Below are 11,411 nucleotides of genomic sequence, written 5' to 3'. Positions count from 1 at the left end.
TTAACATGGTGTTAACGCCCGCCGGGGCCGGTTAGGCATCACGGCGAGCGATTGGTCGGAGTGCAGCTTACGCCTTGCGCGCGCGCATCGCGGTCGCGAAGCGCTCGAACAGGTAATAGCTGTCCTGCGGGCCCGGGCTCGCCTCGGGATGATATTGCACCGAGAAGACCGGGCGATCGGATATGGCGATCCCGCAGTTCGAGCCGTCGAAGAGCGACACGTGGGTCTCGGAGACACCCTTGGGCAGGGTCTGACTGTCGACCGCGAAGCCGTGGTTCATCGAGGTGATCTCGACCTTACCGGTGGTCAGGTCCTTCACCGGGTGGTTCGCCCCGTGGTGACCGTGGTTCATCTTGATCGTCTTCGCGCCAAGCGCGAGCGCCAGCATCTGGTGGCCGAGGCAGATGCCGAAGACCGGCAGCTCGGTTTCCAGAATGCCCTTGATCATCGGCACGGCATATTCCCCGGTGGCCGCCGGATCGCCCGGGCCGTTCGACAGGAAGACCCCATCGGGCTCAAGCGCGAGCACGTCCTCGGTGGTCGCGGTGGCGGGCAGCACGGTCACGTCGCAGCCAGCCGAAGCGAGGCAACGCAGGATATTGCGCTTTGCGCCGTAGTCGATGGCGACCACTTTCAGATCGTTGCCTTCGGCTTTCTTGTAACCCTCGGGCCAGGCCCACCGCATCTCGTCCCAGCGGTAGCTTTGCGCGCAGGTCACGTCCTTCGCGAGGTCGAGCCCTTCGAGCCCGGACCATTCACGCGCCTTGCGCACCAGCGCCTCGATGTCGAAGACGCCATCGGGGTTGTAGGCGAGCGCGACATGCGGCGCGCCTTGCTGGCGGATCGCGCGGGTGAGGCGGCGGGTGTCGATGCCGCCGATGCCGATCCGGCCGCGCTTTTCGAGCCACTCGACCAGCGTCTCGGCTGCGCGCCAGTTCGACGGCTCGGTCGGGTCCCACTTCACCACCATGCCAGCGGCGACGGGATCGTTCGTCTCGTCATCTTCCGGGTTCACGCCGGTGTTGCCGATATGGGGGAAGGTGAAGGTCACCACCTGACCCGCATAGGAGGGGTCGGTCATGATTTCCTGATAGCCGGTCATCGAGGTGTTGAAGACCAGTTCGGCCACTGTCTCGCCCGGGCGGCCGAAACCCTTCCCGTAAAACAGCGATCCATCAGCGAGCGCGATCAACGCAGTGGGCTTTTCCGATGCGGACTGGCTTGCAGGCATGGCGCGACTCCCCGATGTCAAAATTCGCCGGAACCTAGACGCGCTGAACGCGGGGGTCAAGAGGCCATGAGATAATTGCGAATTGCTTATTTATCAATAGCTTGCGGATGTTGTGCGCGTTTCGCAATGCCGCTATTCTGGCGCCTTCACTGAAGTAGGGACACGATGTGATGCAAATGCGCGATAAGATCGCCGCCGCGTTGAAAGCGGCGATGAAGGAAAAGGATCAGGAGCGGCTCTCGACGCTGCGGCTGGTCAACGCCGCCATCAAGGACCGCGAGATCGCGATGCGCGCCGAAGGCGAAGGCGAGGGCACTGTCGGCGACGCCGAAGTGCTTGCGATCATGGGAAAGATGGTGAAGCAGCGTCAGGAAAGCGCACGCGCCTATGAAGAGGGCGGTCGGCTGGAGCTGGCCGAGAAGGAGCAGGCCGAGATCCGCGTGATCGAGGACTTCCTGCCGCGTCAGCTGAGCGAAGATGAGGTGAATGCCGCCATCGAGGCCGCCATCTCGAAACTCGGTGCGGAGTCGATTCGCGACATGGGGCGCGTGATGGGCGAGCTGAAGGGCCAATATACCGGACAGATGGATTTCTCGAAGGCGGGCCCGATGGTGAAAGATCGTCTCGCCTCCTGATCTGACTTGGGTCTCTCGAGACTGGGAACAGCGCCCCCTTGTGGGGCGTTTTCTTTTGCGAGTTTCTAAAAGGAGGCAGCGATGCCGGCGCAATCGAAAGCACAGCAGAAAGCAGCGGGCGCGGCGCTCGCAGCCAAGCGCGGCGAGACCAAGGTCGGCGATCTTCAGGGCGCGTCGAAGGAGATGTATGACAGCATGTCCGAAAGCGAGCTTGAGGATATCGCGAGCACGAAGCGCAAGGATCTCCCTGAGAGCAAGGACGACTGAGAGGCGCGGTTGCGGCCGTGCCTGATGACGAGTGACGAGTGATGTGTTTGGAGAAGTGGATGGGGCGTCTTCCGGGGTTGGCGGTGATTGGGACTGTTGTCGGTCTATCGGGATGTGTCCCGGAACCGGGCCTGCAGGATCTGAAGCGAAGCTATCCCGACCGCACGCTTTACCATTTCAACTCTTCTGCCTTGGGTGGCGAGGTGAGCTATCTCTGCGCGCCGGGCAGCACGCCGAGGGTCACCAAGGCCCGCGCGCGCAAGGCCCATGCCGCCTATGAGGTCGAAATACAGAACTACGGCGACAGGTTCGCAAAGACGCTGGTCTCCGCTCTGGAAGCCGGGACCGGGGCGAGTTCTGCAACGCAAGAGGTCAATCGCGACAGCGACGCCTGGGCGCGCGAGGCGGCGTTGAAGATCGAAGAACAGTATGAATGCCTGCCCGTGGCCGCACCGGGGGTCGGTATCTCGAAGTGATCAGGGCGTAATGGGCGCGCGCGAGGCTGCAAGGCGGATCACGAGTTCGCGGTGCAGCTGGCGACGCTCTTCCGGTGTGAGAAACGCGCCGATCTCCACCTCGCGCGGGCCGCCGCGCAGGGTGAGGTAGGCTTCGACCGGCCCGCCCTTTCCATGCAGATCAGCCTGCACCCAATGCGGATTGGCCGCCCAGTCGCGCGAGGGTTTGCCCGGTTCGTGGCGGATCAGGTGCAGGTCCGGCCCGTTGAAGGTCAGGACCTCGAGCACCTCCCCGGTGCGATAGCTATGCGAGATTGCCCACCAGACGCCTGCGATGGCGAGCGCGATGAAGGGCAGCAGCCCCCACAGCTCCACATGGCCCAGCAGCGACAGCAGTGGCAGGCTGACCATGACCACCGTAGCCGCGATGAAGAATACGAAGCCTTTGCGCGGCAGGGAGCGATAGGGCCACAGGTGCAGCTGATCGGGCAGGGGCGCAGCCTCGGAGCGGGGCGCCTCCATGGTTTGGCCTTCGGTATCTGTCCAGCGATAGGGCATGATCCGCCCGGTCCTTCCTGCAACCTCTCGCCCTTTTGCAAACGGCCCCGGATCGCTCCGGGGCCGTTCTCGTTATCAGGAGATCTAGATCACTAGTGCGCGTGGGCGTGATCCCAATCCTCGCGCTTCGGGAGCTCCTCGAAAGTGTGCTCCGGCGGCGGGGAGGGCAGGGTCCACTCCAGCGTGTCGGCATACTCGTTCCAGTAGTTGTTCTCGGTGACGCGCTTACCCTTGAAGAGGGTGTAGAACACGATGCCGATGAAGAACACGAAGCTGGCGAACGAGATGAACGCACCGATCGAGCTGATGTAGTTCCAGGTGGCGAAGGCCTCCGGATAGTCGATGTAACGGCGCGGCATGCCCTGACGACCGAGGAAGTGCTGCGGGAAGAAGATCAGGTTCGACCCGATGAACATCATCCAGAAGTGCAGCTTGCCGGCCCATTCCGGGTATTGGCGGCCAGACATCTTGCCGATCCAGAAGTAGACGCCCGCGAAGATGGCGAAGACCGCCCCAAGCGACATCACATAGTGGAAGTGTGCCACGACGTAATAGGTGTCGTGATAGACCCGGTCGAGCGGGGCCTGCGACAGCACCACGCCGGTCACGCCGCCGATGGTGAACAGGAACAGGAAGCCGATCGCCCAGAGCATCGGCGTCTTGAACTCGATCGAGCCGCCCCACATCGTCGCGATCCAGCTGAACACCTTCACGCCCGTTGGCACCGCGATCACCATCGTCGCCACCATGAAGTAGCTTTGCTGGGTCAGCGACAGGCCCACCGTATACATGTGGTGCGCCCAGACGACGAAGCCCAGAACACCGATCGCCACCATCGCGTAGACCATCGGCAGGTAGCCGAAGACCGGCTTCTTGGAGAAGGTCGCGATGACGTGGCTGATAATGCCGAAGCCCGGCAGGATGATGATGTAGACCTCGGGGTGACCGAAGAACCACAGGATGTGCTGGTAGAGGATCGGATCGCCGCCACCCGACGGATCGAAGAAGGTGGTGCCGAAGTTACGGTCCATCAGCAGCATGGTGATCGCGCCCGCCAGAACCGGCAGCGACAGCAGGATCAGCCAGGAGGTCACGAAGATCGACCAGGCAAACAGCGGCACCTTGTGCAGCGTCATGCCCGGCGTCCGCATGTTGAGGAAGGTCGTGATCATGTTGATCGCGCCGAGGATCGAGCTGGCGCCCGAGACGTGCACGGCGAAGATCGCGAGATCCATCGAATAGCCGCCCTCGTTCACGGACAACGGCGGGTAGAGCACCCAGCCCACGCCCGAGCCTGCGCCGCCGCCGCCACCGGGGGCGAGCAGCGAAGCGATCCCGAGCGAGGTGCCCGCGACATAGAGCCAGTAGCTGAGGTTGTTCATCCGCGGAAACGCCATGTCCGGCGCGCCGATCTGGAGCGGCATGAAGTAGTTGCCGAAGCCCCCGAACAGCGCCGGAATGACGACGAAGAACATCATCAGGACGCCGTGATAGGTGATCATCACGTTCCAGAGGTGCCCGTCGGGGGTGCATTCCTCGGCCGAAGCGATGAAGCGCGCGCCCTCGGCGCACATGTATTGCACGCCCGGCTCCATCAGCTCGAGGCGCATGTAAACTGTGAACAGGACCGAGATCAGCCCCACCGCGCCTGCGGTGAAGAGATACAAGATCCCGATATCCTTGTGATTGGTCGACATGAACCAACGGGTAAAGAACCCGCGCGTGTCATGTGCGCCCTCGCCGTGAACGGCTGCGTCCGCCATAGTGATCTCCCATTTCTCCCGTCAGACCCGGGTCTCCCGTCCCTTTGGGCCTGAATGAACGGAGGTTATGAATATTTCGATGGCAGGGCAAGAATTCTGCACACGCATCCGTGAAAAAATGTCGCAGCTCTGTCAGGCGTGAGTGATGTGTGATCTCACGCCCTTTGCGGGCTGTGCGAGCGTCGGGGTGGCGCCGCGCGGGCGTTGCGAATCCGCGACGCTGGCACAAAAAAAGCGGACCCCCGAAAGGGTCCGCCAACGAACGCGTGATGCGTTTATGTCGTGATCAGGACGCGGGCGCGTCGGGCGACACTTCTGCCGAACCGAGGTAAGCGGCGATGTCTGCCTGGTCCTTGCGCTGCTTGTAGGCCATGCCCGATTTCGCCTTGGGATCGCCGGTCTGCTCCTCGAGGAACTTCGACGGATCGGTGATGTATTCGGCGAGCAGCTCTTCGGTCCAGACGGCGCCGGTATCGGCGTATTCCTTGATCCCGTCCTTGTATTTATAGCCATCCACGGATGCGACCTTGCGACCGATCACGTTGTAGAGGTTCGGGCCGACCTTGCCGCCTTTGTAGATCGCAGTGCCATCGGGGGCGACGATCGAGTGACAGGCCTTGCACCGCTTGAATTCGTTTTTGCCTTTCTCGACGTCCTGCGCAAGCGCGGGGCTCGCAACGGTGACGGCGGTGATCATGGCAATAAGGCTGAGTTTCATCGCGTCTTCCTTGTTCATTTTGAGACGAAGCTCGGGCCCTCCCGACCCGGCTTTCACAGGGCAGTCACGCTGCCTTGAAGGGCGTTCTAACATGCATGATTGCCTATGTGTCCACTAAACTTCTGAGGTCGCATTTAGTTTACTCACAAAAATGCGACAGAATGTCGCACGTAGCGCGAGATCAAGATCGGCCATTTCGACCGGCAGGCCGAGATCGACGAGGCTGGTCACCCCGTGATCGCGAATCCCGCATGGCACGATTCCCTCGAAATGCGACAGGTCCGGCTCCACATTGATCGAGATGCCGTGGAAGCTGACCCATTTGCGCAGCTTCACCCCGATCGCGGCGATTTTGTCTTCGCGCAGGCTGCCATCCGCCGCTTTCGGCTTGTCGGGGCGCTGGACCCAGACGCCGACGCGGCCGTCGCGAATCTCGCCCTTTACGTTGAATTCGTCGAGCGCGGCGATCACCCAATCCTCGAGCTGGCGTACGAAGCAGCGCACGTCGCGCCCACGCTTGTTCAGGTCGAGCATCACATAGGCGACGCGCTGGCCGGGACCGTGATAGGTGTATTGGCCGCCGCGCCCCGCCTCGAAGACGGGAAACCGGTCGGGATCGACGAGATCTTCGCGCTTGGCCGAGGTTCCCGCCGTGTAGAGCGGCGGATGTTCGAGAAGCCAGATCATCTCCTCGGCCTCGCCCGCGGCGATCTTGGCCACGCGATCCTCCATGAAGGCCAGCGCCTCATGATAGGGGACCGGGCTGTCACTTACGCGCCATTCGACCATTTCTTAACCTCACCCGCCGGAATTCCTCACCCGGCGTCAATATTCCTTGCCACATCACCGATTCGGAGCGCAAACTTGACCTATTGGTAAGGTCGCGCACCCCCCGCGCCGGTCACATTCCGACCGGTCCTGTCGTGCAGAAACATGGAATTTGCGGGGCAACAGGCAAGACCGGAAGTTATTTGATTGGAGGGTTCAGGGATGAAACACAAGTTCGTTCTGGCGGGTCTTGCGCTCGCTGTCGCTACGGGCGGACCGGCAGGGTCGGCGCTGGCGGGCGGCTCGGATATCGTGGGCGGGGTGATCGGAGGGATCATCGGCGGCGCGATCGTGAACGAGGCCAACCGCCAGCCGCGCACGGTCACCAAGCGCACCTATTACAAGAAGCCGACCATGTCGTCGGCGCAGCGCGAGGCCAATCGCGAAGTGCAGGTCTCGCTCAACCACTTCGGATGGAATGTCGGCACGCCGGATGGGGTGCTGGGGCGCAACTCGCGCGCGGGCATCTCGCAATATCAGGCCTTCATGGATTTCCCGATCACGGGCAAGCTGACCGATCTGGAGCGCACCATCCTGACCACGTCGTATCAGAAGGCGAGCTTGGGCGGCGCGGCGGTCACGCAGACGATCTCGACCCATCCGCAAGGGATGCGCGGGCTTCTCTTGCAGACGCGCGAGCAGATGCTGGGCACGGGGAAATCGACCTACGCTGGCAATTCGATCGGGGGCTTGCCGCCTCAGATCTCTGAGGCCGTGTTCGAGATCGCGCGCAGCTCCAACGTGGAGCCGCAGCAGCTGATGGCGCGGTCTGGCTTCGTGCAGCTGGCCGATCTCAACAATGACGGGCGCACCGACTATCTGCTCGACACGTCGGTTCTGGGGCCGGGCTTCTGGTGCAACGACAAGAGCTGCGCGGTGCGGGTCTTCGCCTCGACGCCGAGCGGCTTCTCGCGCAACGACTTCCAAGCCTATAACGCGACGCCTGCGATGTTCACCTGTCAGGCGGGGGCGTGCCAGAGGGCCGATACGGGGGCCCAGAGCAACGCGCCGGTCACGGCTGCCGCGCCCGCGCCTGCTCCGGCACCAGCCGCGCCGTCCTTCGCGACGCAGATGGCGTCGCAGCCAGCGCCCGCGATGCCGTCCTTTGTTGCACCAGCGCCGGTTACGGAACCCGTGCCGGTGTCGCTTGCGTCTTTCTGCGCCAAGACCAGCCTCGTCACCTCGTCCAATGGCGGCTTCGCCACCGAGGCTTCGCTCACCGATCCGGGGCAGGCCCTGGGCGAGCAGTTCTGCCTCGCACGCGGCTATGCCTTGGACGAGGGCGCGGAGCTGGAGGCCAATATCGGCGGCTTCACACCCGAACAGATCGCCGCGCAATGTCGCGATTTCGGCGCGCTTCTCTCCGAGCAGGTGGCTGCCGTCGGCACCACCCCGCGCGACGCCACACTTGCCAAGGTGAAAAGCTTTATCGACGGCTCGGGGATGAGCCCGGCGCAGCTCTCGGGCACCGCGAAGGTCTGCCTGTCGGTCGGCTACCGCACCGACGACATGGAGGTGGCGCTGGGCTCGGCGCTGGTTCTGGGCGGTCTGGGCGAGGGCGCCTATGACGAATTGGTCGGCCATCACCTGATGCAGGGAATCGGCACGGCCGAGCGCGCCGACCTCGCGATGGGCTGGTATGAGAACGCGCTTTCGGCGCAGCCGGTCTTCGCGCCCGCGCAGCCCGAACGCAGCGGTCTGATCCGCAAGGCGGCTCTGATGATGAACGGTCGCGCCGACGCCGCAACGGCGCCGAAGCCCGCGATGGCGCTGCCGAGCTTTGCGGCGAAGGCGGCCGAGCTGGTGGAAACGGCGGCACCTCAATAATCTATCGCTCGCGCAGGCCGGGACCGCCCGGCCTGTCGCAACGGCAAGAGCGCGAATGCGAAAAATTCTCGCCAATCCCGAAATACCCCCTTTTCATCCCCCAAGCCTTTGGCTAATACGCGCCACACCAAGCCTAGACAGTGCGGTCGTGGCGGAATTGGTAGACGCGCAGCGTTGAGGTCGCTGTGGGGTAACTCCCGTGGAAGTTCGAGTCTTCTCGACCGCACCATTTCTCTCCTGAAGAGAAACCTGACAGACCCGAGGCGGGTATCCCCTAGATCGAAAATCTCACGTTGCAGCGCAGATGCGCGCGTAGGTCTGTACGTCTCCCGCTTTGACTTTTTCCATTTGGTTTCAAAGGACTGATGGGCTCGGACGGGCACCGTGCGCTCGGTTCAAGGCTCGGTAGGGCCTCTTGCTGATCCTATCCCTCGACAGCGGCTTACCCTGAGCGAGGATCGCATGACCTGCCACATCACCGGAATCGTCACATCCCCAGACGGGACGATTAGCGCCAATTGCACCGTCAGCTTCGAGCGGCTGGGCGGAATCGTCTCGACCGTCGAGCAAGGCGGCGTCACGGTGCGCGTGCCGCGGATCGTCTCTGCCCAGACCGACGCGGAAGGCGCGCTCGCGATCGATCTGCCTGCGGGCGACTATCACGGCACCTGTTTCGGTGACGCGTGGGAATTGCATTGGGAGTTTCTGGCTCGGGTGCCCGATGCGCCAAGCGAGAGTTTCGCCAATTGTATCGCGACTGCCCCTGAGGAAGCGCCCGCAGATACGCCGCCTTCGGAGGCGAGCGCGGTATATGTCGCGCTGGCGCAGGCTTGGGCGGAAGGCACGGCCCCGGGCGGGCCGGGCACGCAAAGCGCGCAGGCGTGGGCGGAGGCGGCGCAGGCCGGGGAACAAGCGGCGGGCATAGAGGCGACGGCGGCGGCGGCGGCCAGCGCGGCGGCTGCGGAGAGCCGGGCGGCGGCGGAACTGGCGCGCGATGCCGCGATGCTGAGCGGAGGAGTTCATGCGAGCGTTGCCGACGGGCTCGGGGCCACGGCGGAAGGCGCGCATTTCAGTGTGGCTAGCGAGGGCGCGCGTTTCGCGACGCTCTACCGTCACGCGGCCGGAGGCATCGCCGAGGAAGTCGCGAGCTACCCGTCTTCTGAAGCGCTGGCGGCGCGGAGTTTCTCTGGTATGCGCTCGGTCTTCGGCGGCAACGACTTTCGAGACGGTGCTGCAGGGTGGGCCATCTCGGGGGCGGATGCTGTAAGCTGGGCCCCCGAGGGAGCAGAGGTCGCGCGGAGCCTGTCAGGGCAAAGCTTCGGCGCGATGATGATCTACAAAGACGTCCCCGGCGCGGGCGTCGATCTGGTCGCGGGGCATCGCTACGCGCTTTACGCCGATTTCGACGCGGAGGGCGATGTGGCAGCAAGCGGCATCGATACGCTCGGCTGGCGTCCCTTCGTGCTTCAATCGACGCCGGGATCGGCGATGGACGCGCTGCGCGTGCAGGTGGGTAACACAGGTGCACCGATCCGCCACCGCGTTGCGCGGTGCTTCACCGCCGAGACGAGCGCCACGCGCGGCAATCCCTATATCGAGTTCGCGAGCCCGCGCGACGAGAGCGATCAGAACCTCCTGACCCTGTCGCTGAAGCTCACGCTGCGCTGCTTCATGCTGGTCGATCTGGGCGTGGCGGGCGAGCCCGCATTCGACCTCAGCGAAACGGAGGTGGCCGAGGCGCTGGCGCGGCTTGGTGCCCCCTATCATCCGCTGCCCGAGACCGCGCAGGCGATCAGCTTCGACGCGGTGCGTGCGGTCCAGACGGGCTACGCCCAGCAGGCGGGGCAGGCGGCCCGCGCGGATCTTGCCGACATGGCGGAGGCGCTGCGCTCCCCTTGGGCGGGCAAGAGGGTTATCACTTTGGGCCATTCGCTGGTCTCGCAGGTCATGTGGCAACCGCATCTGCGCGAGATGCTGTCGCTCGAGGGGCACTCGGTGCGCGGGATCTCGGGTGGCACCTTGCAGCCCAAGCCGGGCGAGGGTGTGACGGGTATGTTCTCGCGCGACTATATGGCGGGACTCGCGAACGACCTGATCAATTTCAGCGATGCGACCGCAGGAAACGCGACGACGCTGGGCCTGAGCGCGGGTGTCCGGGACCGGAGTGCGGCGACGATCTTCTGGCTCGGCGCGAATGACGGGGTGACGGATCTCGCGAATGCCGGGTATCAAACCCTCGCGCTCGATGGGGCGCAGATCGCGGGGCTGGCGGCGAAGGCGGCGGCGCTCTCCGTCGGGCATTTCGCAGGCCCCGCAGAGGGGCTCGCGGCGACGCAAGCCGGGGCCTATTTCACGGCCCCCGGCACGCAGCCCGGCTTCGATATCCTCTATGAGCATCGCAATACCGGCAGCGCCGAGGCGCGCGAGGTCTATCACGTTCCCCAGCCCGAAATCGCCTACAGCTGCGACCGGATCATGACCGAGGCCGAGCAGGACGAGTTCGAGGCGCGCAACGCCGCGGATGGTGCGGCGGCCTTCCTGTCTGCGCCGCTGAGTACTGGGTATATCGTGACCTATGAAGGTCTCTGGCACACGATGATCGCCAATTATCTTGCGGCGAGCGGCTTCGATGGGGTGCCCGATCATCGGCTGTTCATCGTGCGCGAGCCGCAAGCCTTCTGGTCTTTCGATGGGACGCTCGACTGGCCGCAGGGGCATTTCGAGCGCAACGCGGTGCATGCACGCGTGGCTGATCGTTGGGGGATCCCGTTGATCGATCTGTGGGGCGAGAGCGGCATCAACCTCGCGACGCGCGGCTGGTATCTCGCGGTCGAGGCGGGGGGCGATCTGCTCATCCATCTCAACGACCGTGGCGGACGCCTCTGCGCGAACCGGGTCGCGACGCGGATGGCGCAGTTTCCGCCGCTTGATCCGGCGGGGGCATCGGATGGCGCGGCTCTGGCGCTGCCCTTGGACGCGTCCGGGCTCGCGCCGTGGCAACCCGACAACACGGTCACGCCGGGCTGAACCCCGACCGATTTATCTCAAATCGCAAGAACTCTCTCGCGCGCGTTAACCCTGCCTTGGGAGACGCGCGCGATGATCGCCCCTGGGTGAAACCGTTTTGGG

Annotated in this window: 10 protein-coding genes and 1 tRNA gene; 6 read left to right on the top strand and 5 right to left on the bottom strand. The window is 64.1% G+C overall.

Going from position 1 to position 11,411, the window contains the following annotated elements; all coding sequences use genetic code 11:
- Positions 1-67: 67 nt before the first annotated feature.
- Positions 68-1,231 carry a glutamine-hydrolyzing carbamoyl-phosphate synthase small subunit gene (carA, locus tag BMI91_RS03955; RefSeq protein ID WP_078599538.1) on the bottom strand — a complete coding sequence of 388 codons (1,164 nt, stop codon included), beginning with the start codon at positions 1,229-1,231 and terminating at the stop codon, positions 68-70.
- Between the two features lie 170 nt (positions 1,232-1,401).
- Here carA and BMI91_RS03950 point away from each other — a divergent pair, with 170 nt between their 5' ends.
- From BMI91_RS03950 to BMI91_RS03940, 3 genes are all read left to right on the top strand, one after another.
- Entirely contained in the window at positions 1,402-1,866 is a 465-nt protein-coding gene (locus BMI91_RS03950; RefSeq protein WP_078519770.1) for a GatB/YqeY domain-containing protein, read from the top strand.
- Positions 1,867-1,947: 81 nt separating this feature from the next.
- Complete coding sequence (locus tag BMI91_RS03945; RefSeq protein WP_078604010.1) at positions 1,948-2,133, top strand: DUF3008 family protein; 186 nt, start codon at positions 1,948-1,950, stop codon at positions 2,131-2,133.
- A 59-nt stretch (positions 2,134-2,192) separates the two neighbouring features.
- Entirely contained in the window at positions 2,193-2,609 is a 417-nt protein-coding gene (locus BMI91_RS03940; RefSeq protein WP_078604009.1) for a hypothetical protein, read from the top strand.
- Here the strand turns inward: BMI91_RS03940 and BMI91_RS03935 are convergent, their stop codons facing one another.
- The 4 genes from BMI91_RS03935 to lipB form a co-directional block, all read right to left on the bottom strand.
- Positions 2,610-3,146 carry a DUF2244 domain-containing protein gene (locus BMI91_RS03935; protein WP_078569539.1) on the bottom strand — a complete coding sequence of 179 codons (537 nt, stop codon included), beginning with the start codon at positions 3,144-3,146 and terminating at the stop codon, positions 2,610-2,612. It abuts the gene before it with no gap.
- Between the two features lie 92 nt (positions 3,147-3,238).
- Positions 3,239-4,909: a cytochrome c oxidase subunit I gene (ctaD, locus tag BMI91_RS03930; protein ID WP_078539822.1), complete on the bottom strand. Its 1,671-nt coding sequence runs from the start codon at positions 4,907-4,909 to the stop codon at positions 3,239-3,241.
- Between the two features lie 286 nt (positions 4,910-5,195).
- Entirely contained in the window at positions 5,196-5,627 is a 432-nt protein-coding gene (locus BMI91_RS03925; RefSeq protein WP_078520032.1) for a c-type cytochrome, read from the bottom strand.
- Between the two features lie 114 nt (positions 5,628-5,741).
- A complete protein-coding gene (gene lipB, locus BMI91_RS03920; protein ID WP_078546052.1) occupies positions 5,742-6,416 on the bottom strand; it encodes a lipoyl(octanoyl) transferase LipB in 675 nt (224 codons plus the stop codon).
- 201 nt (positions 6,417-6,617) lie between these two features.
- Between lipB and BMI91_RS03915 the strand changes: the two genes are divergently transcribed.
- From BMI91_RS03915 to BMI91_RS20000, 3 genes are all read left to right on the top strand, one after another.
- Positions 6,618-8,282: a peptidoglycan-binding domain-containing protein gene (locus tag BMI91_RS03915; RefSeq protein WP_078604008.1), complete on the top strand. Its 1,665-nt coding sequence runs from the start codon at positions 6,618-6,620 to the stop codon at positions 8,280-8,282.
- A gap of 142 nt (positions 8,283-8,424) precedes the next feature.
- Positions 8,425-8,511 (top strand) — tRNA-Leu (locus tag BMI91_RS03910).
- Between the two features lie 233 nt (positions 8,512-8,744).
- Positions 8,745-11,309: a hypothetical protein gene (locus tag BMI91_RS20000; RefSeq protein WP_078604007.1), complete on the top strand. Its 2,565-nt coding sequence runs from the start codon at positions 8,745-8,747 to the stop codon at positions 11,307-11,309.
- Positions 11,310-11,411 lie beyond the last annotated feature (102 nt).

Origin of the sequence: Thioclava sediminum (assembly GCF_002020355.1) — a bacterium.
Lineage (GTDB): Bacteria > Pseudomonadota > Alphaproteobacteria > Rhodobacterales > Rhodobacteraceae > Thioclava > Thioclava sediminum.
Note: the sequence above shows the minus strand (reverse complement) of the source record. Positions and strands in the feature narration are given on the sequence as shown.